The 25849-nt window shown below is 60.6% G+C and carries 25 protein-coding genes and 1 tRNA gene; 12 read left to right on the forward strand and 14 right to left on the reverse strand.

Going from position 1 to position 25849, the window contains the following annotated elements:
* Positions 1-4: 4 nt before the first annotated feature.
* The 6 genes from iscA to trmJ form a co-directional block, all read right to left on the reverse strand.
* The gene (iscA, locus tag BN1079_RS06420; RefSeq protein WP_037023128.1) at positions 5-328 is read right to left on the reverse strand and encodes an iron-sulfur cluster assembly protein IscA; all 324 of its coding nucleotides are present in this window, start codon (positions 326-328) and stop codon (positions 5-7) included.
* 15 nt (positions 329-343) lie between these two features.
* On the reverse strand, positions 344-736 hold the full coding sequence (gene iscU / locus BN1079_RS06425) for a Fe-S cluster assembly scaffold IscU (RefSeq protein WP_037023129.1): 393 nt from the start codon (positions 734-736) through the stop codon (positions 344-346).
* A gap of 42 nt (positions 737-778) precedes the next feature.
* Positions 779-1993, reverse strand: a complete 1215-nt coding sequence (locus tag BN1079_RS06430; RefSeq protein WP_037023130.1) for an IscS subfamily cysteine desulfurase — start codon at positions 1991-1993, stop codon at positions 779-781.
* Between the two features lie 30 nt (positions 1994-2023).
* A complete protein-coding gene (gene iscR, locus BN1079_RS06435) occupies positions 2024-2515 on the reverse strand; it encodes a Fe-S cluster assembly transcriptional regulator IscR (RefSeq protein WP_037023132.1) in 492 nt (163 codons plus the stop codon).
* Between the two features lie 153 nt (positions 2516-2668).
* Positions 2669-3445: a serine O-acetyltransferase gene (cysE, locus tag BN1079_RS06440; RefSeq protein WP_037023133.1), complete on the reverse strand. Its 777-nt coding sequence runs from the start codon at positions 3443-3445 to the stop codon at positions 2669-2671.
* Complete coding sequence (gene trmJ / locus BN1079_RS06445; protein WP_037023134.1) at positions 3445-4224, reverse strand: tRNA (cytosine(32)/uridine(32)-2'-O)-methyltransferase TrmJ; 780 nt, start codon at positions 4222-4224, stop codon at positions 3445-3447. Before trmJ ends, cysE begins: the two co-directional genes overlap by 1 nt.
* Before the next feature lie 142 nt (positions 4225-4366).
* On the opposite strand from trmJ, the gene suhB reads away from it, so the two are divergent.
* Positions 4367-5182: a type III secretion system regulator SuhB gene (suhB, locus tag BN1079_RS06450; RefSeq protein ID WP_037023135.1), complete on the forward strand. Its 816-nt coding sequence runs from the start codon at positions 4367-4369 to the stop codon at positions 5180-5182.
* Between the two features lie 64 nt (positions 5183-5246).
* On the opposite strand, the gene BN1079_RS06455 is transcribed toward suhB, so the two are convergent.
* The 6 genes from BN1079_RS06455 to queA form a co-directional block, all read right to left on the reverse strand.
* Positions 5247-5783 carry a glycine zipper 2TM domain-containing protein gene (locus tag BN1079_RS06455; protein WP_037023136.1) on the reverse strand — a complete coding sequence of 179 codons (537 nt, stop codon included), beginning with the start codon at positions 5781-5783 and terminating at the stop codon, positions 5247-5249.
* A gap of 95 nt (positions 5784-5878) precedes the next feature.
* Entirely contained in the window at positions 5879-6790 is a 912-nt protein-coding gene (secF, locus tag BN1079_RS06460; protein WP_037023137.1) for a protein translocase subunit SecF, read from the reverse strand.
* A 9-nt stretch (positions 6791-6799) separates the two neighbouring features.
* The gene (secD, locus tag BN1079_RS06465; protein WP_037023139.1) at positions 6800-8662 is read right to left on the reverse strand and encodes a protein translocase subunit SecD; all 1863 of its coding nucleotides are present in this window, start codon (positions 8660-8662) and stop codon (positions 6800-6802) included.
* A 71-nt stretch (positions 8663-8733) separates the two neighbouring features.
* Entirely contained in the window at positions 8734-9063 is a 330-nt protein-coding gene (gene yajC / locus BN1079_RS06470) for a preprotein translocase subunit YajC (RefSeq protein ID WP_037023141.1), read from the reverse strand.
* 40 nt (positions 9064-9103) lie between these two features.
* Positions 9104-10219: a tRNA guanosine(34) transglycosylase Tgt gene (gene tgt, locus BN1079_RS06475; RefSeq protein ID WP_171819324.1), complete on the reverse strand. Its 1116-nt coding sequence runs from the start codon at positions 10217-10219 to the stop codon at positions 9104-9106.
* Between the two features lie 14 nt (positions 10220-10233).
* Positions 10234-11283: a tRNA preQ1(34) S-adenosylmethionine ribosyltransferase-isomerase QueA gene (gene queA / locus BN1079_RS06480; protein ID WP_037023143.1), complete on the reverse strand. Its 1050-nt coding sequence runs from the start codon at positions 11281-11283 to the stop codon at positions 10234-10236.
* Positions 11284-11398: 115 nt separating this feature from the next.
* Between queA and BN1079_RS06485 the strand changes: the two genes are divergently transcribed.
* The 3 genes from BN1079_RS06485 to BN1079_RS06495 all read left to right on the forward strand — a co-directional run bounded on the left by BN1079_RS06485 (position 11399) and on the right by BN1079_RS06495 (position 12731).
* Positions 11399-11485: transfer RNA gene (locus BN1079_RS06485), tRNA-Leu, on the forward strand.
* Between the two features lie 440 nt (positions 11486-11925).
* Positions 11926-12138, forward strand: coding sequence for a cold-shock protein (locus BN1079_RS06490; protein WP_014853413.1), 213 nt, complete (start codon positions 11926-11928; stop codon positions 12136-12138).
* A gap of 95 nt (positions 12139-12233) precedes the next feature.
* Entirely contained in the window at positions 12234-12731 is a 498-nt protein-coding gene (locus BN1079_RS06495) for an RDD family protein (protein WP_037026661.1), read from the forward strand.
* A 121-nt stretch (positions 12732-12852) separates the two neighbouring features.
* Here BN1079_RS06495 and lptG read toward each other — a convergent pair whose 3' ends face one another.
* Positions 12853-13914, reverse strand: a complete 1062-nt coding sequence (gene lptG, locus BN1079_RS06500; RefSeq protein ID WP_037023144.1) for an LPS export ABC transporter permease LptG — start codon at positions 13912-13914, stop codon at positions 12853-12855.
* Complete coding sequence (lptF, locus tag BN1079_RS06505) at positions 13907-15025, reverse strand: LPS export ABC transporter permease LptF (protein WP_037023145.1); 1119 nt, start codon at positions 15023-15025, stop codon at positions 13907-13909. Before lptF ends, lptG begins: the two co-directional genes overlap by 8 nt.
* A 186-nt stretch (positions 15026-15211) precedes the next feature.
* On the opposite strand from lptF, the gene BN1079_RS06510 reads away from it, so the two are divergent.
* The 8 genes from BN1079_RS06510 (at position 15212) to BN1079_RS06545 (ending at position 25812) form a co-directional block, all read left to right on the forward strand.
* Entirely contained in the window at positions 15212-16699 is a 1488-nt protein-coding gene (locus tag BN1079_RS06510; protein WP_037023147.1) for a leucyl aminopeptidase, read from the forward strand.
* Positions 16700-16729: 30 nt separating this feature from the next.
* The gene (locus BN1079_RS06515; RefSeq protein WP_037023148.1) at positions 16730-17149 is read left to right on the forward strand and encodes a DNA polymerase III subunit chi; all 420 of its coding nucleotides are present in this window, start codon (positions 16730-16732) and stop codon (positions 17147-17149) included.
* 51 nt (positions 17150-17200) lie between these two features.
* The gene (locus BN1079_RS06520; protein WP_037023149.1) at positions 17201-17569 is read left to right on the forward strand and encodes a hypothetical protein; all 369 of its coding nucleotides are present in this window, start codon (positions 17201-17203) and stop codon (positions 17567-17569) included.
* Between the two features lie 111 nt (positions 17570-17680).
* Positions 17681-20515: a valine--tRNA ligase gene (locus tag BN1079_RS06525; RefSeq protein WP_037023150.1), complete on the forward strand. Its 2835-nt coding sequence runs from the start codon at positions 17681-17683 to the stop codon at positions 20513-20515.
* Positions 20516-20982: 467 nt separating this feature from the next.
* Positions 20983-22365: a sodium:proton antiporter NhaD gene (gene nhaD, locus BN1079_RS06530; protein ID WP_037023151.1), complete on the forward strand. Its 1383-nt coding sequence runs from the start codon at positions 20983-20985 to the stop codon at positions 22363-22365.
* Positions 22366-22419: 54 nt separating this feature from the next.
* On the forward strand, positions 22420-22716 hold the full coding sequence (locus tag BN1079_RS06535; protein WP_037023152.1) for a winged helix-turn-helix domain-containing protein: 297 nt from the start codon (positions 22420-22422) through the stop codon (positions 22714-22716).
* An 11-nt stretch (positions 22717-22727) separates the two neighbouring features.
* Entirely contained in the window at positions 22728-24557 is a 1830-nt protein-coding gene (locus tag BN1079_RS06540; protein WP_037023153.1) for an SLC13 family permease, read from the forward strand.
* Between the two features lie 85 nt (positions 24558-24642).
* The gene (locus BN1079_RS06545) at positions 24643-25812 is read left to right on the forward strand and encodes a YbfB/YjiJ family MFS transporter (protein ID WP_037023154.1); all 1170 of its coding nucleotides are present in this window, start codon (positions 24643-24645) and stop codon (positions 25810-25812) included.
* The last annotated feature ends 37 nt before the right edge of the window (positions 25813-25849 follow it).

Genomic DNA, 25849 nt, shown 5'->3' on the forward strand with positions numbered 1-25849 from the left:
GTCCTCAGATGTTGAAGCTCTCGCCGCAGCCGCATTCGCCACGCACGTTAGGGTTGTTGAACTTGAAGCCTTCGTTAAGCCCCTCACGGACAAAATCGAGTTCTGTACCGTCAAGGTAGACCAGGCTCTTCGGATCGATGATGACCTTGACGCCATGGTTATCGAAAACCGCGTCCTCGGCCGCCACCTCATCGACGAACTCAAGCACGTACGCGAGCCCGGAGCAGCCCGTGGTGCGCACACCCAGCCGCACCCCAACACCCTTGCCACGCCCTTCCAGAGAGCGTCGCACGTGATCGGCAGCGGCAGTCGTCATGCTGATAGCCATCGATACCTCCTCAACTTATGCCTTGGACAGGCCTTTCTTCTCGCGGTAATCCCGCACGGCCGCCTTGATAGCGTCCTCGGCCAGTACCGAACAGTGAATCTTCACCGGCGGCAGGGCCAGCTCTTCGGCAAGCTGTGTGTTCTTGATGGTTTCGGCTTCTTCCAGCGTCTTGCCTTTCATCCACTCGGTGGCGAGGGAGCTGGAGGCGATGGCCGAACCACAGCCGTAGGTCTTGAACTTGGCGTCTTCGATGACACCCTGCTCGTTGACCTTGATCTGCAGTCGCATCACGTCGCCACAGGCCGGCGCGCCGACCATGCCGGTACCGACAGAAGGATCCTCGGCGTCGAACTTGCCGACGTTACGGGGGTTTTCGTAGTGGTCGATGACCTTATCACTGTATGCCATGGTGCAATCCTCGTTAATTCAGACGATGCGCTGTGCAGCGCCTCAGTGGGCCGCCCACTCGACCGTGGAAATATCCACACCATCCTTGTACATGTCCCAGAGGGGAGAAAGTTCACGCAACTTGGTGACCGCCTCACAAACCTTCTGCGCCGCGTAGTCAACTTCTTCCTCGGTAGTGAAACGTCCGAAGGTGAAGCGGATCGAGCTGTGCGCCAGTTCATCGTTGCGGCCCAGGGCGCGCAATACGTAGGACGGCTCCAGCGAAGCAGAGGTACAGGCCGAACCGGAAGACACTGCCAGATCCTTGAGCGCCATGATCAGCGACTCACCTTCCACGTAATTGAAGCTGAGGTTGAGGTTGTGCGGCACTCGGGAGGTCATGCTGCCGTTGATGTACAACTCTTCCAGGTGCTCGACCTGCTTGAGGAAGCGATCACGCAGCGCACGGATGCGCTCGTTTTCCGCAGCCATCTCTTCCTTGGCAATACGGAAGGCTTCGCCCATACCGACCGACTGGTGCGCCGCCAGGGTGCCCGAGCGCATGCCACGCTCGTGGCCACCACCATGCATCTGCGCTTCAAGGCGCACGCGCGGCTTACGACGCACGTAGAGCGCGCCAACACCTTTGGGGCCATAGGTCTTGTGAGCGGAGAAGGACATCAGGTCGACCTTCAGCTTCTCCAGATCGATTTCCACCTTGCCGGTGGACTGAGCCGCATCGACGTGGAACAGCACGCCGCGCGAGCGGGTCAGTTCGCCGATGGCAGCGATGTCATTGATGGTGCCGATCTCGTTGTTCACATGCATGATCGACACCAGTATGGTGTCCTCACGTAGCGCAGCCTCGACCATCTCCGGGGTGATCAAGCCGTCGGTGGTAGGGTCGAGATAGGTCACTTCGAACCCTTCACGCTCCAGCTGGCGGGTGGTATCCAGCACCGCCTTGTGTTCGATCTTGCTGGTAATGATGTGCTTGCCCTTGGACGAATAGAAGTGGGCAACACCTTTAATGGCCAGGTTGTCGGACTCGGTAGCACCGGAGGTCCAGACGATCTCGCGCGGATCGGCGTTGACCAGCTCGGCGATCTGGCGACGCGCATTTTCAACAGCTTCTTCGGCCTTCCAGCCGAAGGCGTGGGAGCGCGAAGCCGGGTTGCCAAAATTGCCATCAGCAGTCAGGCATTCAATCATCTTCTCGGCCACACGCGGATCAACCGGGGTAGTCGCGGAGTAGTCTAGGTAAATCGGCAGTTTCATCAGATATCTCCTATTCGGCTGTCGTCCGGCTCAATCGATGGCGGACGCTTCAATCTTGTCGAGTTGCGGACCTCGGCCATTGGCATGGCGCATGTTCTGCCGCAACGCCACCTCCTGGACTTCGCGCCGGTTGACCAGATCGGCCAGGCTGATGCCACTGAGGAATTCGTGAATCTGCTGGCTCAGGTCGCACCACAAGTGGTGTGTCAGGCAGGTATCGCCCGAATGGCAATCGCCAAGCCCCTGGCAACGTGTGGCGTCGACGGACTCGTTGACCGCATCGATCACCTGCACGACCTGAATCTCGGCCATGGCACGAGATAACTGATAGCCACCGCCAGGTCCGCGAACGCTGGTAACCAGGCTGCCACGGCGCAACTTGGCGAACAGCTGTTCAAGGTAGGAAAGCGAAATACCCTGGCGCTCTGAAATATCCGCAAGGGATACAGGCCCCTGCTGCGCATGTAGCGCCAGGTCGAGCATCGCAGTTACGGCGTAACGGCCTTTGGTAGTCAATCGCATCGGTTCGCACCAAGCATCATGGATTGGTGCCAGTATGCAATACCCGAGTATTTAGATCAACTATAAGTCCTATCGGATTACTCAGACATTCGCCGAGCGAGACGCCCGAAAATGACGGCGCAGCATAATAGCAGCTCGCACACGCCCCGCCCATTAGCTGCGCGGCGCTTCGCCCTCGTCCTTGATCTCGGCGAAATCCAATTCACGCAATTCGGGCATTGCCTTGGCGCTATAGTCGCTGCCCAGCGCAGTAAGTGCCTGGCACATGCCTTCCATGCGATCTTCCAGAGCCTGCACATGATCCAGCAGCTGGCCGATCGCCCGCGCAACAGGGTCGGGCATATCCGCAGTGACGCCATAGGCATCGAAGCCAATTTTCTCTGCCATCGCCTTGCGTTTGGCTTCCTGGGCATCGTCGGATTTGGCGATCACCCTGCCAGGGATGCCTACCGCCGTCGCCCCTGGCGGCACCTCACGGGTCACCACGGCATTCGAACCAATCTTGGCGCCTGCGCCTACGGTAAACGGCCCAAGAATCTTCGCGCCGGCGCCAACGATAACCCCATCCTCCAGGGTTGGATGGCGTTTGCCCTTGTTCCAGCTGGTGCCGCCCAGGGTAACGCCGTGATAAAGCGTCACGTCATCGCCGATCTCGGCAGTTTCTCCGATAACGATGCCCATGCCGTGATCGATGAAAAAACGCCGACCGATTCGCGCACCAGGATGAATCTCGACGCCCGTGAGCCAGCGCGCCAGGTTGGAATTCAGTCGCGCCAGCCACTTGCAGTTCTTGCACCACAGCCAATGGGACACCCGATGAAACCAGACCGCGTGCAGGCCCGGGTAGCAGGTGACCACCTCAAAGGCATTTCGCGCCGCGGGATCGCGATGGAACACGCTCTGGATATCTTCGCGCATACGCTCGAACATCAGTCCTGTCTCCGCTTCTTGTGGGGCTCACCGCGTACAGCTTTTTGGGTCTCGGTAAGAATGCCACGCAGAATGTTCATTTCCAGCTTGCTGATGCCACTGCGACCGTAGAGCCTGCGTAGCCTGGGCATCAGATGACGCGGCTTGGCCGGGTCAAGGAAGCCGATTTCGATCAGGGTCTGCTCCAGATGCCCGTAATAGTGCTCCAGCTCATCGGCGGTGACCGGCTGTGCGTTGAGCAACGAAGTAGCTTCCAGCTTCTCCTGCTTGCTCGGCTGCTCATGTGCAGCCAGCCATGCCATCCGCACTTCGTAGGCAAGCACCTGGACGGCGGCGGCAAGATTCAACGAGCTGAACTGCGGGTCCGAAGGAATGTGCACATGGTAATGGCAGCGCTGCAGCTCATCATTGGTCAGCCCGGCGTACTCGCGACCAAACACTAGCGCAACTTCGCCACCCTGTTCAGCCTGCTGAATGCAGATCACGCCCGACTCACGCGGATCCAGCAAGGGCCAGGGAATGCGACGATCCCGCGCACTGGTACCGAGCACGACGCTGCAGCCCACCAGCGCCTCTTCGAGGGTGGCGACAACCTGCACAGCATCGAGCACATCAGTTGCGCCCGAAGCACGCGCCACCGCCTCAGTGCTTGGAAAATCAACGGGATCGACCAGCACCAGACGGGACAGGCCCATGTTCTTCATGGCCCGAGCGGCACCACCGATATTGCCAGGATGGCTGGTATTGACCAGCACCACACGAATGTTCTGCAGCGACACTGTTTCTTCCCGGCTAAAAACAAAGGCGAAATCTTACAGGAAGCAGCCAACGCTTCGCCATTGAAGGCCGGCAGATGCAACATGTCTCGAATGGTTTCTGATAGAATTCGCGGCTTTCTTTAAACGACCAGGTATTTGATCGATGCAGCCCATGCTGAATATCGCGCTGCGCGCCGCCCGCAGCGCCGGCGAAATGATTATTCGTTCCACCGAGCGCCTGGACGTGATCTCGGTCAGCGAAAAAGACGCCCGCGACTACGTTTCCGAAATCGACCGCAACGCGGAACAGCTCATCATCGCCGCACTGCGCAAGGCCTATCCAAACCACGGCATTCTTGGAGAAGAAAGCGGGCTGTCGCAAGGCTCCGAGGATGGCACCGACTACCTGTGGATCATCGATCCGCTGGATGGCACCACCAACTTCCTGCGCGGCGTTCCGCACTATGCAGTCAGCATTGCCTGCAAATACCGCGGCCGACTGGAGCACGCAGTGGTCATCGATCCGGTCCGCCAGGAAGAGTTCACCGCCAGCCGCGGTCGCGGCGCTGCCCTGAATGGTCGCCGCCTGCGTGTCGGCTCGCGCAAGAGCCTCGACGGTGCCCTGCTTGGCACTGGCTTCCCGTTCCGTGACGGGCAAATGGACAACCTGGACGCCTACCTCAATATGTTCCGCAGCCTCGTAGGCCAGACTGCCGGCGTGCGCCGCGCCGGGGCTGCAAGCCTGGATCTGGCCTATGTCGCTGCCGGTCGCTTCGACGCCTTCTGGGAGTTCGGACTTTCCGAGTGGGACATGGCCGCAGGCGCACTGCTGATCCAGGAGGCGGGCGGCCTGGTGAGCGATTTCTCCGGCGGCCATGGCTTCCTTGAAAAAGGCCAGATCGTTGCCGGTAACAACAAGTGCTTCAAGGCTGTGCTGACTGCAATCCAGCCGCACCTGACGCCTTCGCTGAAGCGCTGATTGCCATACCCACCCTGCCAGCTATAAAAAAAGCGCCGAAAGGCGCTTTTTTTAGATCTTCAATTCACGGCTGCTGAGCCAATACCAGCTGCCCATCCCTGACCGGAATCTGGCTGCCTGGATCACGATCCATACGAACACTGCCGATCTTGCCGTCAAGGTCGTATTTCACGTCATAGCCGACGATCTTGTCGTGGCTATCAGTCACGGTACTGCAACGTGTCTCGGTAGTGGTGTAAGTGCTGTTCTGCTGCATCCGCCCCTGCACCTGATTACCGGCGTAGCCACCTCCAACCGCACCTGCAACGGTCGCGATCTTCTTGCCATTACCGCCGCCAACCTGATTACCCAGCAGGCCGCCGACCACCGCACCTACCGCAGTACCCGCAATACGATGCTCGTCCTGCACCGGCTTCTGTCGCGTAACAGCGACGTCCTTGCAGACCTCGCGTGGTGTCTTGATGGTTTCCTTAACGGGCTCCACTGCGAGCACCTGGGCAAACTCAGGCCCCCGATCAACCAGCGTATAGGTAGCGAGCGCTCCACCGGCCGTGGCCACCACAACACCCAGCCCCACACCAACCAGCAACGATTTGTTCACCCTTACATCCTTCTTCGTGCCTCGGGGCCATACCCCGCGTCGCGGGGTAAGACCACCAGACAGAGACGGAGTTCCGACAAATCGGAAACCTTCTGTCAGGGTGTTTCGTCAACCTCTGTAGTCACTGGCGGAGCCAGGTCTTCGGACGTAAGCTTCAGCCAGACCAGCACGGTTGCGCCGATATAGACCGAGGAATAGGTACCCACAACCACACCGATAAGCAGTGCCAGAGCGAAGTTAGCCAGCGTATCGCCACCAAAGGCCAGCAGAGCGATCAGCGCCAGCGCGGTGGAGAAGGACGTTGCCATGGTCCGCAGCAGGGTTTGCGTCACCGACACGTCGATGTTCTCGATCAAGTCGGCTTTGCGCATTACCCGAAAGTTTTCCCGGATACGGTCATAGATGATGATGGTGTCGTTCAGCGAGTAGCCGATCATCGCCAGCACAGCCGCCAGAACGGTGAGATCGAACGGCACTTCAAAGAAGGACAGGATCCCGAGGGTCAGGATGGTGTCGTGGGCCAGCGAAGCGATCGCTCCGACGCCGAATTTCCACTGGAAGCGGAACGCCAGATAAACCAGGATCCCACCAAGCGCCAGCAGCATGGCCAGACCACCCTGATCACGCAGCTCCTCGCCCACCTGAGGCCCGACGAATTCGACCCGCTTGACCTCGAAACGACTGTCCGGATCGATCTTGCGCAGCGCCTCGGCGACCTGGGACGCAAGGTCTGGATCATCCCCCGCCATGCGTACCAGCACGTCGGTGGTGGCGCCAAAGCTCTGCACCACGGCGTCGGTATAGCCCGACTGATTCAGTTCGCTCTTGATGAGCTCCAAGTCGGCCGCTTGCTCATATTGCAGCTCGATCAGGGTGCCGCCGGTGAAGTCCAGGCCGAAGTTAAGACCTTTCCCGAACAGACTGACCAAACCGATCACGGTCAACAGCAGGGTGATGGCGAACGCAACATTGCGTATCGCCATGAAACGAATAGTGTTCTTGATCATGGCGAGTCCTCAGATCCACAGCTTCTTGACGTTACGGCCACCGAAGATCAGGTTGACCATGCCGCGGGTAAACATGATGGCGGTAAACATCGACGTCAGGATGCCCAGCGACAGAGTTACGGCGAAGCCTTTGATCGGCCCCGTGCCCAGAGCGAAGAGGATGCCACCCACCAGCAATGTAGTGAGGTTACTGTCGATGATCGCCGTGTAAGCCCGATCAAACCCTTCATGAATGGCACGCTGGACTGACAGACCGTTCTTCAGTTCTTCACGAATCCGCGAATAGATCAGAACGTTGGCGTCCACCGCCATGCCCAACGTGAGGACGATACCGGCAATACCCGGCAGCGTCAGCGTGGCACCAATGGCCGACATCAGACCGGTCAGCAGGACCAGGTTAAAGGCCAATGCCACTGTCGCCAGCACACCGAAGAACTTGTAGACAAGGATGATGAAGATCGAGACCAAGATCATCGCCCACCAAGTGGACTCTATGCCCTTGGCGATGTTTTCGGCACCCAGGCTTGGACCGATGGTGCGCTCTTCGGCGAAGTACATCGGCGCAGCCAGGCCGCCGGCGCGCAGCAACAGCGCGAGCTCGGAAGACTCACCCTGCCCGTCCAGACCGGTGATACGGAACTGGCTGCCCAGCGGCGACTGAATGGTCGCCAGGCTGATGATTTTCTTGTCCTCAACGAAGGTCTCGACGCGCACCTCCTGCTCAACACCGTCGACCATCTGCTTGACGTAGCTGGTTTGCGGGCGCTGCTCGATGAAAATCACCGCCATGCTCCGACCGACATTGTTGCGTGTCGCACGGTTCATCAGCTCACCGCCGTGACCATCCAGACGGATGTTTACCTGCGGGCGGCCATTCTCGTCATAACTGGCCTGAGCATCGGTGACCTGGTCACCGGTGATGATCAGAGAGCGCTCGAGCTGTGCAGGCGGACGACCTTCCTGGCGGAACTCGAAACTCTCGGTAGTTGCACGCGGCGCGTCCATTTCCGCAGCCAGGCGGAACTCGAGATTGGCGGTCTTGCCGAGGATACGCTTGGCCTCAGCAGTGTCCTGGACTCCAGGCAGCTCGACCACAATGCGGTTGGCACCCTGGCGCTGCACCAGCGGCTCAGCCACACCCAGCTCGTTGACGCGGTTACGGACGGTAGTCAGGTTCTGCCTGATGGAGTACTCGCGAATTTCCGACAGCTTGGCCTGAGTCAGTGCGAGATTGATCACCTGCATACCGTTACGGCTGCTGGTGGTCATGTCGAAATCGGTGAAGTTGCGGCGGATCAGCGCCTGCGCCTTGCTCAAAGAATCGGCATCGGTGAAGCCCAGCTGGAACGCAGTTTCCTGGCCTGGCAGGCTGCGGTAACGCACACGCTCTTTACGCAGCAGGCTCTTGACCTCGCCCTCATAGATTTTGATGCGGGCGCTGATGGCCTTTTCCATATCCACTTCGAGCAGGAAATGCACACCGCCCGAGAGATCGAGGCCCAGCTTCATCGGCGTGGCGCCCAGATTGCGCAACCACTGTGGCGTAGTCGGCGCAAGGTTCAGCGCAACAACGTAGTCATCCCCCATGGCCCTGAGCACGATGTCCTTGGCCGGCAACTGATCGCCAAGCGAGGTCAACCGCAACAGGCCACCACGCTCGCTTATTTCGGCCGCTTTCACGGTGATGCCGGCATCGGTCAGGGCCCGGCTCGCCTTCTCCAGCACCGCCTCTTCTACCTGCAGCGCCGTGCTGGCGCCGGTAATCTGGATCGCCGGGTCATCCGGGTACAGATTGGGCATCGAGTAGACGAGACCTATGGCCAGCACAGCCATGATCAGGAGATATTTCCACAGGGGGTATTTGTTCAGCATGGCACGTAGCCCACTTAAAGGACGCGGGGCGCCTTGCGCGCCCCGTCGTTACTATTGAATGAAGTGTCGGCTCAGATGGCTTTCAGCGTGCCCTTGGGCAGGGTCGCGGCAATCGCAACTTTCTGGAACTTCAGTTCGACATTGTCATTTACTTCGATTACGACGAAGTCATCGGCAACTTTGGTGACCTTGCCAACGATGCCACCGGAAGTCACTACTTCATCGCCCTTCTGCAGGCTGCTAATCAGGTTCTTGTGCTCCTTGGCGCGCTTGGCCTGCGGACGCCAGACCATCAGATAGAAAATGACCAGAAAGCCGCCCAGAAACAGCCACTCAAAGCCGCCTGCGGCAGGACCAGCAGCGGCCTCTTGAGCATAGGCGGCGGGAATCAGAAAGCTCATGTAGCACTCCTGTTGCATTGATTAAATTTGTTGTGTTTCGTCATGCAAGCGGTGGCGTTGGCAAGCCGCGTTTTGCATAGAAGGCATCGACAAAGGTCGCCAATGTACCTTGTTGAATAGCCTGGCGTAAACCAGCCATCAGACGTTGGTAATGCCGCAAGTTGTGGATTGTATTCAACATGCTGCCGAGCATTTCACCGCACTTGTCCAAATGGTGCAGATAGCCCCGGGAGAAGTGTTTGCAGGTGTAACAATCGCAGCCCGCCTCCAGGGGCGAGTCGTCATGACGATGCACCGCGTTGCGAATTTTCACCACACCCGCATCAGTGAACAGATGACCGTTTCGTGCATTTCGAGTCGGCATTACGCAGTCGAACATATCCACGCCGCGGCGCACGCCCTCAACCAGATCCTCCGGCTTGCCTACACCCATCAGGTAACGCGGCTTGTCCGCCGGCATCCGCTCCGGCAGGAAGTCCAACACGCGAATCATCTCTTCCTTGGGCTCACCTACCGAAAGACCGCCGATGGCCAGGCCATCGAAACCGATCTCGCAGAGACCCTCCAGCGAACGCATGCGCAACGACTCATGCATGCCACCCTGAACGATGCCGAACAGCGCTGCCGAGCTGTCGCCATGAGCCTCCTTTGAGCGCTTGGCCCAGCGCAACGACAGCTCCATTGAGCGCCGCGCAACATCCTCGTCAGCCGGATAAGGTGTGCACTCATCAAAGATCATCACGATGTCCGAGCCCAGGTCACGCTGGACCTGCATCGACTCCTCCGGCCCCATGAACACCTTGGCACCGTCCACCGGCGAGGCGAAGTAGACGCCCTCCTCCTTGATCTTGCGCATCGCGCCCAGGCTGAACACCTGGAAGCCGCCGGAATCGGTCAGGATCGGCCCTTTCCACTGCATGAAATCATGCAGATCACCGTGCGCCTTAATCACTTCGGTCCCCGGGCGCAACCACAGGTGGAAGGTATTGCCGAGGATGATTTCGGCACCTATTTCCTCGACGTCGCGCGGCAGCATGCCCTTGACCGTGCCGTACGTACCCACCGGCATGAAGGCCGGCGTCTCCACCGTTCCGCGCGGGAAGGTCAGGCGCCCGCGCCGCGCCCGACCATCGGTAGCGAGCAGTTCGAAGGACATATGGCAGGTACGACTCATTGGGTTTCCTCGGGGCCGCGCGGGGCCGGGTTGCGCGTAATGAACATGGCATCGCCGTAACTGAAGAAGCGATAACCTTCGGCGACAGCTTCGGCGTATGCCGCCATGGTTTCTGGGTAGCCGGCGAAGGCCGAAACCAGCATCAGCAGGGTCGATTCGGGCAGATGGAAATTGGTCACCAGGGCATCCACTACGTGGAAGGGCCTGCCCGGGTAGATAAAAATATCGGTGTCGCCACTGAAGGCCTTGAGCGTGCCGTCACGCGCCGCGCTTTCAAGAGAACGCACGCTGGTAGTGCCCACCGCAATGACACGCCCTCCGCGCTCACGGCAGGCCAAAACGGCATCGACCACATCTTGGCCGACCTGCAGCCACTCACTGTGCATATGATGGTCTTCGATCCGCTCGACACGCACCGGCTGAAAAGTACCCGCGCCCACATGCAGCGTGACAAAGGCCGTCTCGACACCCTTGTCGCGAAGCGCATCCAGCAACGCGGCATCGAAATGCAGCCCGGCAGTAGGTGCTGCCACCGCGCCGGTGTGCCGGGCGTATACCGTTTGATAGCGCTCACGGTCAGCACTGTCATCCGGCCTATCTATATAAGGAGGCAGCGGCATATGGCCGACGCGCTCCAGCAGCGGCAGCACCTCTTCAGCGAACTCCAGTTCGAACAGTGCGTCATGACGGGCCAGCATCAGCGCCTCGCCACCGCCATCGATCTGAATCCTGCTGCCGGGTTTCGGCGACTTGCTGGAGCGGATATGCGCGAGCACGCGATTACTATCCAGCACCCGCTCCACCAGCACTTCAAGCCTGCCGCCGGTGTCCTTCTGCCCGAACAGCCGGGCCGGAATCACCCGGGTATTGTTGAATACCATCAAATCGCCGGGACGCACATGCTCGAGCAGATCGGCAAAGCCTTGATGCGCCATCCTGCCGGTAGGCCCATCAAGCACCAACAAGCGGCTGGCGCGACGCTCGGCCAGGGGATGACGCGCGATCAGGGAATCGGGTAACTCGAAGGAAAAAGCGGAAACTTGCATGAAGAATGATCGGCACGGCGCACAGGGGGCGCAAAGCTTAGCGGAATCACCGCAATCTGACCACGCTGAACGATTGACCGACATACGGCGCATCCTTATACTGCGCCGCCACTGTGCCTCGATGGCGGAATCGGTAGACGCAGCGGATTCAAAATCCGCCGTTGGTAACAACGTGAGAGTTCGAGTCTCTCTCGAGGCACCATCATCTTTCGACGGGCGACCGATAGCCCGTCGAATGCCGACAGCCTGGCTGCACGGCGACGCTTCAGCGCATCACCAGAGCCCATGGCTCGACATTCCCCGCGACACCAGACGCAGCGACGCAAAAAGCGACATCAACTGCACCGCAGCACGGTCGACTTCAGGCCTGATGACTGTTTCAGGCTGACCCCGACTACTCACATCGCGCTGAAAAAGCGCCGCCTATACCGGGCAAATTCTATGGCTGCGAGGGCTTGGCACTCCTTGCGAGTTATCGTAGAGTGTGCCCACTGTGTTTGCATGGGTCGCTGTAGAATCGTGACCTGGTGCAGTAGATCATCCGATCCGCTACATCCCGCTCGACTCCTTACTCCTTGCAACCAGTTCCCGCTCCTGCCGTGCAGGCGCGCTTCTAATATTGAGTTTCAAGGATACAAAGACATGTCGAATCGTCAGAACGGTACCGTCAAGTGGTTTAACGACGAAAAAGGTTTTGGTTTCATCACTCCTGAGAGCGGTCCGGATCTGTTCGTGCACTTCCGCGCGATCGAAGGTAACGGCTTCAAGAGCCTGAAAGAAGGCCAGAAAGTCAGCTTCATCGCTGTGCAAGGTCAAAAAGGCATGCAGGCTGACCAGGTTCAAATCCAGGAATAAGCCCCGCTCCGAAAAGCCCCTGATGGCAACATCAGGGGCTTTTTTATGCGCGTATTTCCGTAGAATGCGCGCTTGCCTCATTCAGCGAGATGTTCATGCGCAACCATTTACTCAGCCCGCAGGGCCAGTTTCCAGCCGCAAGCCTGGGTCGTCGGCTTGCCGCGATGCTCTACGATGCCTTCCTCTCGATTGCCCTGATGATGGTGGTCACCCTGCTCTACCAACAGGTCGCGTTGCGCCTGTTCTATGGCAGCGAAGCACTCAAGGCCGTGGCCGAAAGCGGCGGACTGGACAGGGATCCCATTCTTGCCACGCTACTGTTGTTCAGCCTGTTCGGCTTCTTCGCCAAGTTCTGGACACACAATGGGCAAACTCTTGGCATGCAGGTCTGGGGCGTGCGCGTTCAGAACCCTGACGGCAAAGCCATCGACCTCTGGCAGGCACTGCTGCGCTTTCTGATTGCCATCCTGTCCTGGCTCGCCCTGGGACTGGGCTTTTGGTGGATGCTCTGGGACAAGCAGAAGCGCACCTGGCATGACATCTACTCGGAAAGCCAGGTGGTGCACCTGCCGAAGAACATCCACAAGAAATAGGCTGGAAGAATTTGCAGTCTGGATGCAGCCTTCACCTCTCTGCCATTGCACCGCCTTTGTAGAGGCAGACTCGTCCGCGAGCTTTAGCGAAGGAATACGCAGCTCGCAGGCAAGCCCCTCATCACCCCGCCCGACGCAACAACCACAGCCCCGCCAATGCACAGATCCCTGCCGGCACCAGCACCGCCAGCAGCGGCGAGAAGCCAAAGACTTGGCTGGCCGGACCGAGCAGATCCTGAAGGATGCGGAAGACGAAGCCGACGACGACGCCGGTAAAAACCCGCTGTCCCAGGGTGACCGAGCGCAACGGGCCGAAGATGAACGAGATCGCCAGCAACACCAGCGCCACTGTCACAACCGGCTGCAGAGTCTTGGTCCAGAACGCCAGCCAGTAGCGCCCGTTGTTCAGCCCCTGCTCGCCTAGATAATGGATATAGCGCCACAGCCCGGTGATCGACAGGGCGTCCGGCTCCATTACTACCGTTCCCAGCAGTTGCGGTGTCAGCTGCACATCCCAACGCTCTTCAGGCGTATTGATCACCTCGGTGTGATCGCCTCGAAAGTGCGTGGTGGCAATATCGGTGAGCCGCCAGTGATCGTCCTGATAATGAGCGCGACGAGCGAAACTGGCCGATAAAAGCTGACGATTGCCGTCGAAGTTGTAACGCGTCACCCCCAGCAGCACGCCGCCCGGCTGCACCGCGTTGACATGCACAAACTCCCCACCCTGCCGGTGCCACAGCCCGCGCTTGCTGCTCTGCGCTTCGCCTGCTCCCTGCGCCGTCGCACGGCTGGCCTGAGCGATGTTTTCGCTCCAGGGTGCCAGATATTCGCCAATCAGCACGCCGACCAGCATCAGCACCAGCATCGGCTTCATTACCGCCAGCACGATACGCCCAAGGGAAACCCCGGCGGCCCGCATGATGGTCAGCTCACTGTTGCTGGCCAGCATTCCAAGGCCAATGAGACAACCGATCAGCGCCGCCATTGGCAGCATCTCGTAGATTCGCGAAGGCGTTGTGTAGAGCACGTAGAGCGCGGCGTCCAGCGTGCCGTAACTGCCCTTCACGTCACCGAGCTCATCGATAAAGGCAAACAGAAGAGCCAGCCCGACGATGATGCCCAGCACGCTCAGAATCGCCAGCAGAACATGGCTGCCGATGTAACGGTCAAGCTTACGCATGGGCCACTACCCCTGCACGTCGCTTGTCGAGGGCAAGCCTCAGCGGTTCCCAATAGAGCATCAGCATCCCAATCGCAAAGAAGATTCCGTGAACCCACCAGAGCCCCAGCGCCGGCGGAATCCGGCCCTTGTCCAGCGCACCGCGCGCGGCAACCAGCAAGGCCAGGTACGTCATGTACAGCAGGATCGCCGGCAGCAGCTTGAGAAAGCGCCCCTGACGTGGATTCACCTTGGCCAGCGGCACCGCCAGCAGGGTGACAATAAACACCAGCAACGGCAGTGACAGGCGCCACTGCAATTCCGACTGCAGACGGATGTCGTCGCTGCCCAGCAGTTCCCCCGTAGGTAGTGCTTCGCGCTCGCTCAGCTCGATGCTCACCTCCGGTTTGGGCAGCAGGACGCCATAGGTGTCGTACTGGATGGCCCGGTAATTGGCCTGCCCCGGATTGCCGTCATAGCGATAGCCGTTTTCCAGAATCAGATAACGGCTGCCGTCCTTATGGATTTCCTGGCGCCCGCGCTCGGCCACCAACACCGACAGGCCTCGCTCCTCGCCCGTGGCACTGGAAAGGTTGGTCTCGGAAATGAAAACGCCCCCCAGCTGGGCACGGTCTTCGCTCAGCTCGCGGCTGTAGGTGACCCGGGTACCATTGCGCAGGGTTTGAAAGCGCCCTGGAACCAGAGTGTCGAATTCGGTCAGCGAGTCCTGCTCGTTAAGGATGCGATCGACCTCGGCTATACCCTGCGGCGCCAGCCCCAGGCTTAGCCAGCCGACCAGCGCCGCCACCAGCGCCGCCGGCGCCAGGGTGTAGCCCAGCAGACGGCGCTGACTCATGCCAGTGGCCGAAAGCACGGTCATCTCGCTGTCCAGATACAACCTGCCATAGGCCAGCAAAATGCCGAGAAACAGCCCCAGTGGCAGAATCAACTGCAGGAACCCCGGCAGGCGGAAACCCATGATCATCAACAACACGCCGGGATCGAGCAATCCCTGTGCAGCCTGGGCCAGATACTTGATGAAACGACCACTCATAATGATCACCAGCAGCACCGCACTTACGGCGCTCAGGGTGATCAGCAACTCACGGGACAGGTAACGAAAGACGATCAAACCGGACACTCCAGGGTTGTCAGGCTCCGGCAGCTACGCTCACACTAGCCGCCACGCAGCCGGCCCACCCGCAGCAATCGCTGAAAACCGATACACAGATTTACGCACGACGCGCCGGACGAACCACCGAAAACAAGCCCGGCATTATCCTGCAAAGCCGACTCTTTGTCTTGGGGACTCGACACCATGCAATTTGTTGTAAAAACCACCAAAGCGCCCGCCACAAAAACCGCCACCCTGGTCCTGCCGGTGAGCGATGACCTCGTACTTGGCGAGATCGCCCAGAGTGTGGACGCCGCCAGCGCCGGCGCCATCAGCGCGACGCTCAAGCGTGGCGACCTGCAGGGCAAGCCGGGCCAGACCCTGCTGTTCCAACAGCTACCCGGCATCAAGGCCGAGCGCGTACTGCTGGTCGGCATCGGTAAAACCGAAGAACTCGACGCGCGTCAGTGGCGCAAAGTGGTCGGTGCCATATCTTCGACGCTGAAGAACCTCGGCGGCAGCGATGCCACCCTCGCACTGCAGGACGTCACGCTCAAGGAGCGCGACGGCTACTCGCGCACCCGTCTGCTGGTGGAAGCTCTTGCTGGCGGCCAGTACAACTTCGATCAGTTCAAGAGCAAGAAGGCCGAGGCCCGCCCGCTGAATCTGATCACCCTGCTCAGCAGCAAGGCCGAGCAGGCGCAAACCGAACAGGCCGTCGCCCATGCCCAGGCCATTACTTCGGGCATGAACTTCGCCCGTGACTTGGGCAACCTGCCGCCCAATATCTGCCACCCCACCTATGTCGCCGAACAGGCGAAAAAGCTTGGCAAGGAATTCAAAGGCCTGAAGGTCGAAATCCTCGACGAGAACAAGCTGCGTGAGCTCGGCGCTGGCTCGTTCCTCGCCGTGTCTCAGGGCAGCAACCAGCCCGGCTGCATGGTTGTAATGCAGTACAACGGCGGCAAGAAGGGCGAACAGCCCTATGCACTGGTCGGCAAGGGCATCACCTTCGACACCGGCGGCATCAGTCTCAAGCCCGGCCAGGGCATGGACGAAATGAAGTACGACATGTGTGGCGCCGCCAGTGTGCTCGGCACGTTCCGTACCGTTCTGGAGCTGCAACTGCCGATCAACCTGGTAGCCGTGCTGGCCTGCGCCGAGAACATGCCCAGCGGCGGCGCTACTCGCCCGGGCGATATCGTCACCACCATGAGCGGCCAGACCGTTGAAATCCTCAACACCGACGCTGAAGGCCGTCTGGTGCTGTGCGACGCCCTGACTTATGTCGAGCGCTTCCAGCCTCGCGCCGTGGTTGATGTGGCGACTCTCACCGGCGCCTGCATCGTCGCCCTGGGCAGCCAGACCTCCGGCCTGATGAGCAACGACGAAGAACTGGCCCGGCAACTGCTGGATGCCGGCCGCAACGCCGACGATCGCGCCTGGCAGCTGCCGCTGTTCGATGACTACCAGGAGCAACTGGATAGCCCGTTTGCCGATATCGCCAATATTGGCGGACCCAAGGCCGGCACCATCACTGCTGCCTGCTTCCTCTCGCGCTTCACCAAAAACTACTCATGGGCACACCTGGACATCGCCGGTACCGCCTGGATCAGCGGTGGCAAGGAAAAAGGCGCGACCGGAAGGCCGGTACCGCTGCTCACCCAGTACCTTCTGGACCGGATCGCGTGAGATGAGCCGGACCCTTGACGGAATGCCGGCATGACGCGCATCGAGTTCTACGTGCTACCGGACAGCAGCGCTGCCGGTCGCGCCAGAGCAGCCTGTCAGCTGGCCAGCAAGGGCTGGCAGCACGGCCTGGCAGTGTTCATTCGCTGCCAGGATGCCGCGCAGTGCGCCGAGTTGGATGCTTTGCTCTGGCGCTTTCGCGCCGAGCGCTTCATTCCGCATGACCTCTACGAGCACGACCCGCAAGCCCCGGTGGTAATTGGCCAGGAACAGCCGCCGGCAACCGGCCAGGGGCTGCTGATCAACCTTGCCCAATCGCTGTCGCCGCATACTGATGACTTTTCCCGAGTCATCGAGATCGTCAACCAGCAGCCCGAGCTACTTAACGCTTGTCGTGAAAACTTTCGCCTCTATCGCCAGCGGGGATATGATCCCAAGCGCGTCGAACTGTGAACCGTTTCTACCAGTCGCCAGGACGCGCTACCGCCCGGAATCTTCTTGATAATGACGTCAACACCTCCACCCAGACCCGCGCACCTGCTCGACGAGCTGGAATCCATACGCGCCCTGCTCGACGGTGAGCATGATCCGCTGGATGAACCCCTGGACCCTGGCAGCATCCCCCTACTCTCGGAGATCGTCGAAACCGCTCCGCCGCAAGAGCCGGTCCAACCTTCCGAAGAAGTACGCGAGCCGGCTGTACGCACGGCTTTTCGCACACTTGCCGAACGCCACCTGGATCATGAACTGCGCACCGCAGCGCAGCTGATCCTGCAGGATGTGATCGACGATTTCGTACCGCAGATAGAGGCCGAGCTCCGACGCCGGCTAGAGAGCCGCGCCGAAGAACTGATTCGCTCACCTCGTCGCTAAGGCTGCCGAGTGCATTCGCCCCGCGATAAACGGCAGCTGATTCAGCCCTTCCGGCACTTTGCCTTTATACTCTGCGGTTTTTCCGACCAGCCGTTCTAAGGGTCCCGCCGAATGGACAAGACCTACCAGCCCCACGCCATTGAATCCCGTTGGTACAACGAATGGGAATCAAGCAATTATTTCGCCCCGCAAGGTAGCGGCGAGCCCTACACCATCATGATCCCGCCGCCGAACGTCACCGGCAGCCTGCATATGGGCCACGGGTTCAACAACGCCATCATGGATGCGCTGATCCGCTTCCGGCGCATGCAGGGCCGCAACACCCTGTGGCAGCCGGGTACCGACCATGCGGGCATCGCCACGCAAATGGTGGTCGAGCGCCAGCTGGGTGCTCAGGGCATCAACCGCCATGACCTGGGCCGCGCCAAGTTCCTCGACAAGGTCTGGGAATGGAAGCACGAGTCCGGCGGCACCATCACCCGCCAGATCCGTCGTCTCGGCTCCTCGGTGGACTGGTCGCGCGAGCGTTTCACCATGGACGAAGGCCTGTCCGAAGCGGTCAAGGAAGCCTTTGTCCGTCTGCATGAAGATGGCCTGATTTATCGCGGCAAGCGCCTGGTCAACTGGGACACCAAATTCCACACCGCCATTTCCGACCTCGAAGTGGAGAACCACGACGAAAAGGGCCACCTCTGGAACCTGCGCTACCCGCTGGCCGATGGCTGCAAGACTGCCGATGGCAAGGGTTACCTGGTGGTCGCCACCACCCGCCCGGAAACCATGCTCGGCGATGCTGCCGTTGCGGTGCATCCGGAAGACGAGCGCTATAAGGATCTGATCGGCCGCCACGTCATGCTGCCGCTGGTCAATCGCCTGATCCCCATCGTCGCCGACGACTACGTGGATCTGGAGTTCGGTACCGGTTGCGTGAAAATCACCCCGGCTCACGACTTCAATGACTATGAAGTCGGCAAGCGCCACAACCTGCCACTGATCAATATCTTCGATCAGAACGCCGCGGTTTTGGCCCGTGCCCAGGTCTTCAATATCGACGGCACGCCGAACGACAGGATCGACGCCTCCCTGCCCGATGGCTACGCGCACATGGACCGCTTCGACGCGCGCAAGGCCATCGTTGCCGAGTTCGAGGCCATGAGCCTGCTGGAGAAGATCGACGACCACGCGCTGAAAGTCCCACGTGGCGACCGCTCCGGCACCATCATCGAACCCTGGCTGACTGACCAGTGGTACGTCTCCACCAAGCCCCTGGCCGAGAAGGCCATCGCAGCAGTGGAAAGCGGCCAGATTCAGTTCGTGCCCAAGCAGTACGAAAACATGTACTTCAGCTGGATGCGTGACATCCAGGACTGGTGCATCAGCCGCCAGCTGTGGTGGGGTCATCGCATCCCGGCCTGGTACGACGAGGCCGGCCATGTCTATGTCGGCCGCGACGAAATGGAAGTGCGGCGCAAGCACAACCTTGGCAACGAAGTGGAGCTGCGCCAGGACGAGGACGTCCTGGACACCTGGTTCAGTTCCGGCCTGTGGACCTTCTCCACCCTCGGCTGGCCCGAGCAGACCAACTTCCTCAAGACCTTCCACCCCACGGACGTGCTGGTCACCGGCTTCGACATCATCTTCTTCTGGGTTGCCCGGATGATCATGATGAGCCTGCACCTGACCGGGCAGATTCCGTTCAAGACCGTCTACGTCCATGGTCTGGTGCGCGACGGCCAGGGCCAGAAGATGTCCAAGTCCAAGGGCAACGTTCTCGATCCGCTGGACATCGTCGATGGCATCACCCTGGACGAGCTGCTGGAGAAACGCACCAGCGGCATGATGCAGCCCAAGCTCGCCGAGAAGATCGCCAAGCAGACCAAGGCGGAATTCCCCGAAGGCATTGCCAGCTACGGCACCGACGCCCTGCGCTTCACTTTCTGCTCGCTGGCCTCTACCGGTCGCGACATCAAATTCGACATGGGCCGCGTCGAGGGTTACCGCAACTTCTGCAACAAGCTGTGGAACGCCGCCAACTTCGTCTTCGAAAACACCGAGGGCAAGGACACCGGCATCAACGGCGAAGCGGTGGAACTGTCCTCCGTGGACCGCTGGATCATCTCCGCGCTGCAGCGCACCGAAGCCGAAGTGACCCGCCAGCTGGAAAACTTCCGCTTCGACCTGGCCGCCCAGGCCCTGTATGAGTTCGTCTGGGACGAGTACTGCGCCTGGTATCTGGAGCTGGTCAAGCCGCTGCTCTGGGACGAAAGCGCATCCGCCGAACGTCAGCGCGGTACCCGTCGCACCCTGGTTCGCGTACTGGAAACCGCCCTGCGCCTGGCACATCCGTTCATGCCCTTCATCACCGAGGAAATCTGGCAGCGCGTCGCGCCGCTGGCTGGCAAGTCGGGCCCGACGCTGATGCTGCAACCCTGGCCCGAGTACAACCCCGAGCGCCTCGACGAAGCCGCCGAAGACGATATCGAGTGGGTCAAGGCGTTTATGCTGGGCATCCGCCAGATTCGCGGTGAAATGAACATTTCCATGGCCAAGCGCATCGACGTGGTACTGGGCAATGCCTCGCAATCCGACCTGCGCCGCCTCGCCGAGAACGAGCCGCTGCTGAAGAAGCTGGCCAAGCTGGAAAGCGTGCGAAACCTGGCAGCCGGCGAAGAAGCGCCGCTGTCGGCGACCGCCCTGGTAGGCGACATGCAGGTTCTGGTGCCCATGGCCGGGCTGATCGACAAGGATGCCGAGCTGGCGCGTCTGGACAAGGAAATCGGTCGCCTCGACGGTGAAATCAAGCGCGTCGGCGGCAAGCTTTCCAATGCCGGTTTCGTCGACAAGGCGCCCGCAGAGGTGATCGACAAGGAGCGCGCCAAACTGGCCGAAGCCGAACAAGCGAAAGCCAATTTGGTCGCGCAACGCGAACGCATCGCCGGGCTGTAGCCCGCTCCAACCGCAACGGCTGCCCAGCCGTTGCGGTCTTCTCACCAGGCAGCTGGACACACTTTCGCTGTGTTGGGCTCAGCTCAAGCGCTCCCGTCTCCCGCATGCAGCTTGTTTGCTGTATTTCTTTTCGCCGATATAAATCGTCGAAAACGATCGCTTAGTCTTGATTCGTGACAAGTTATTACCAAAAGCTGGCGTACACTATGCCATCTAACAATTTCTGAATAAGGATTGGCAGGCTAAGCCAACGCTAAAGCTGTACGACTTGAAGCAAGCCCCGCACCACAGCGCCCTCTCTCGGGCAGCCGTATGCGCAGCCGTTACGCGCAGGTAGTGACCCTTCCGTACCCGGTTTCACTTGTTTCACTCGCAAAGCCCACCGCCATTTCGAGCCTGCCAGTTACCGAGCCTTTTTTCGCACCCGAAGCGGCCGGCCAGCTTTCTCAAAATGGAGCCTTCCTGCAATGTACGCACTCATGGCTGTTGTATTTGTTCTGGGCTATTTATGCATAGCCTTCGAGCATCAGTTAAAGGTCGATAAGGCCGCCGCCGCACTGCTCACCGCGGTGTTGAGCTGGACCGTGCTGATACTGGGCGCGGATACCATCCTGCCGCTGCTGCAACCGGGCAGCCATGATCCGATCGACTCTTCCGGCGTGGTGGTGACCGAGCTGCGTCATCACCTAGGTGAAATTGCCGAGATCCTGTTCTTCCTGCTCGGCGCGATGACCATCGTCGAGCTGATCGACTCCCACGAAGGTTTCAAGGCCATCACCGATCGCATCAAGACGCGTAAGCGCGTACATCTACTATGGATCATCGGTTTCCTGACCTTCTTCCTGTCTGCCGCGCTGGACAACCTGACCACCACCATCGTCATGGTTTCGCTGCTGCGCAAGCTCATCCGTGGTCGCCCCGAGCGCTGGCTCTATGTCGGCATCGTGGTCATTGCGGCCAACGCCGGCGGCGCCTGGTCGCCGATTGGTGACGTGACCACCACCATGCTCTGGATCGGTGGTCAGATCACCGCACCCGGAGTCATCACTGGCCTGTTCCTGCCAAGCCTGGTATGCCTGCTGCTGCCGCTGCTCATCCTTAGCTTCCGCCTGCATGGCGAGGCACCACGCCCCCGCGCCCGCGCGCATCTGGCCGAGTCGCAACCACCGGCCACCACGCCATTCGAGCGCAACCTGGTGCTGGGCTTGGGGATTGGCGCCCTGCTGTTTGTGCCGATTTTCAAAACAGTGACCAGCCTGCCACCCTATATGGGCATTCTCTTTGGCTTGGGCGTGCTCTGGGTCACCACCGAATTCCTCCATCGCAACAAGCACGCCGACCACAAGCATCCGCTTTCGGTAGTGGGTGTTTTGCGCAAAGTCGACACCCCCAGCGTACTGTTCTTCCTCGGCATCCTACTGGCCGTCTCTGCACTGGCCACTGCCGGCCATCTGACCCAGGTGGCCACCGCGCTGCGCGAGTCGTTCGGCAATATCTACGCGATCAACTACGCCATCGGCCTGCTCTCGGCCGTCGTCGATAACGTGCCTTTGGTGGCCGGTTCGATGAAGATGTATCCGCTGGTCACACCCGGCATGCTGGCTGCCGCCGCGCCGGGCGAAGCCGGCTGGCTGGCGCAGTTCATCGTCGATGGCAAGTTCTGGGAGCTGCTGGCCTTCTGCGCAGGTACCGGCGGCAGCACACTGATCATTGGCTCGGCTGCCGGCGTGGCCGCCATGGGCATGGAGAAGATCAGCTTCACCTGGTACGTCAAGCGCGTCAGCCTGCTGGCCGTCCTCGGCTACACTGGCGGCTTTGTGACCTATATAGGCATGCTCGCATTGCAATAAGGCCCCGCTCAGGCCGTGGCGGCCATGCGCAGCCGCCACGGCCAGAGGAAGATCATGACCGTCAGCAAGACCACCACCAGTTTCTACCGACGCCTCTACATCGCCTGGTTGATCGACAGCGGTACGGCCACCAGCGTCCCCGCACTAACTGCGGCCACTGGCATGCCAAGGCGAACCGCTCAGGACACCCTGGCGGCACTGGCTGATCTTGATATCGATTGTCGCTTCGTCCAGGACGATGGCGAACGCCACAACGCTGGCCATTATCGCATCCACCACTGGGGACCCATCGACCGCCAGTGGATCGAGCTCAACCTGCCCCGCCTGAAGACGGTTCTCGGTTACCCCTGATAGCGCTGCCCATGAACTTTGATCTGCTGCTGGTTCTCGCCCTGCTGGCTACTTGCGTCGGCCTGTTCGTCATCAACAAGCCCCGCATGGACGTGGTCGCGGTGCTGGCGATGGTTGCGCTGCCACTTACCGGCATCATCAGCGTCAACGAAGCGCTGGCCGGCTTCAGCGACCCCAGCGTGGTCCTCATCGCCGCGCTTTTCGTGATTGGCAACGGCCTGGTACGCACCGGCATTGCCTATCGCTTGGGCAACTGGCTGGTGCGCTCGGCTGGCAGCAGCGAAACCCGCCTGCTGATCCTGCTAATGCTCGCCGTGGCTGGGCTAGGCTCGGTGATGAGTTCCACCGGCGTAGTGGCGATCTTTATCCCGGTGGTGCTGAGCATCGCGGCGCGCATGGAGGTCTCGCCGCGCCGGCTGATGATGCCGCTGGCCTTTGCCGGCCTGATCAGCGGCATGCTGACTCTGGTGGCAACGCCGCCGAATATGGTGGTGCACAGCGAACTGCGCCGCGCCGGCCTGGATGGCTTCTCCTTCTTCAGCTTCGCCCCCATCGGCATGGCAATACTGGCGCTGGGCATCGCCTATATGCTGCTGGCGCGACGCTGGCTCGGCAGCGATATCGAACCCACCGCACCTGCCGAGCCACGCGACACACTGAGTGTCCTCGCCCAACGTTATCGCCTGCCCGAACGCGAGCGACGCCTGCGCATACTGCATGGCTCGCCGCTGGCCAACCAGGCGCTGGATGAGCTCAAGCTGCGCAGCCAGTACGGCATCAACGTGATCGCCGTTGAGCGCCAGCACAAGTTCCGCAAGCTGCTGATCATCGCCACCGGCAATACCGAGCTGTTCGTCGGCGACGTGCTGCTGGTGGATCTGGCCAGCCCGGCCATCGCTCTACTCGGCGCCTATCAGGAACTCGGCGTTGAATCACTGCAACTGAATGACTCCTACTACGGCGACTATTCCAACGAACTGGGCCTTGCCGAAGTCGCACTGCCACCGGATTCGCGCCTGCTCGGCAAGACCATCCAGCAACTGGGCTTTCGCAGCACCTACAAGCTCAATGTGGTGGGGGTACGCCGCCAACATGAGGCGCTGGACGGCGTGCTGGTAGACGAAAAGCTCAAGCCCGGCGATACCCTGCTGGTGGCGGGCAGCTGGAAACACATCCACCGCCTGCAGGGGCTCAGTCGCGATTTCCTGGTACTCAGCCTGCCGGCGGAAATCGATGACGTCGCGCCTGCCGCCAGCCGTGCACCCTTCGCCTTACTGGGGCTGGCGGTGATGGTCGGGCTGATGGTCAGCGGTCTGGTACCTAACGTACTGGCAGCGCTGCTTGGCTGCCTAGTAATGGGCCTGTTCCGCTGCATCGACATGGACAGCGCCTACAAGTCCATTCACTGGCAGAGCCTGGTGCTGATCGTCGGCATGCTGCCCTTTGCCCTGGCGCTGGAGAAAACCGGCGGCATAGCCCTGGCGGTTTCGGGGCTGATCGGCCTGTTTGGCGACGCCGGGCCGCATGCCTTGCTGGCCTGCCTGTTCCTGCTCACTGCGGTGATCGGCCTGTTTATTTCCAACACCGCTACGGCGGTGCTGATGGCACCGGTGGCCATCTCCACCGCGAGCCAGCTTGGCGCTTCGCCCTACCCCTTCGCCATGATCGTCGCACTGGCGGCCTCTGCGGCGTTTATGACGCCCATTTCATCACCGGTGAATACTCTGGTGCTGGGGCCAGGGCAGTATCGTTTCGGCGATTTCGTCCGCGTCGGCGTACCCTTCACCCTGCTGGTGATGCTGGTTTCGGTCATGCTGGTGCCCTGGCTGTTTCCCTTGTAGATTGGGTACAGTTCAGAAGAAAGTGGCATATCCCTTCGCCCTATCTGACGCTACCCTCGTCGCTTTTACAGAATAAAAAAGTCACATGTCCCAACGCCCTGCATTGTTTCCGGTCCTGCTGGCCGGTGCTGTCCTGCTGCTGGTGGTTCACGGCCTCGGCCGCTTCGTCTACACGCCTCTGCTGCCCTGGCTGGTCGAGGATGGCCTGCTCAGCGTTAAACAGGCCGCCAGCGTCGCTACTTGGAACTACCTTGGCTACCTGATCGGCGCCTTGCTCGCCGTGCGCTGGCACCGTGTCTCGCAGATCCGTCGCAGCCTGCCCTGGGCACTGGCCCTGCATGTGCTCAGCACCTTGGCTCAGACTCAGGCCGAATCCGCCGATGCCCTGTCGTTCCTGCGCCTGCTCAACGGCATCAGCAACGGGTTGGTATTTGTCCAGGCGCCATCGTTGATCCTCGAATGGTTGGCACGCCAACGCCGGGTGTCTTCCAGCGGATTGGTGTACCTGGGTGTATGTGTGGGGCTGATTCTTTCCAGTGTGCTGGTCAGCCTGAGCAACGGTGTGCTGCAGGGCGCCGATCGCTGGTGGCCAGCGGCGCTGCTGTCCATTCCCCTGGCCTGGTGGGGCTGGAGCCAGCTGGCGAAACTGGACATGCCCGATGAAGAACCGGCGGCAGAAGCTGCGGTAAAGCCCAGCGGCCGCCTGCTGGATCGCGCCAGCACACCGCTGTTTCTCTCCTACGCGGGCGCCGGACTGGGCTACATCCTGCCCATGACCTTCCTGCCGATGGTGGCGAGCCTGCAGGTGGAGCCTGGTGATTTCCTGGTCGGCAGCAGCTGGCTGGTGGTTGCATTCGCCGCCCTACCCTCACCCTGGTTGTGGAACCGCCTGGGTGTACGTCTTGGCGACATCATTGCGCTGCGCCTGAGCTACGTCACCCAGCTGATCGGGGTGCTGGCGGCGCTGCTGCTGCCGGGTGCCAGCGGCATCATGCTCTGTGCAGTGCTGGTGGGCGGCACCTTCCTCGGTACCGTATTGCTGACACAACGCCTAGCGCGCGCGCTGCATCCGCACCAGGGGCCGCGGCTCTCAGCAGCGCTGATCGCCCTCTATGGCCTGACGCAGCTGGCGGGACCCTGGCTAACCGGCCTCTGGCTGAACATGGGCGGCAGCCTGCACAGTGCTTTCTGGCTCGGGGCCGGCGCGCTGTTCTGGGGGTTGTTCTGGATGCTGCTGGTGCCGCGCCGCAACTGAAAGCTGTGGGACAATGCGCGGGTTTTCCAGACCCGTT

This window comes from Pseudomonas saudiphocaensis (assembly GCF_000756775.1).
GTDB lineage: Bacteria > Pseudomonadota > Gammaproteobacteria > Pseudomonadales > Pseudomonadaceae > Stutzerimonas > Stutzerimonas saudiphocaensis.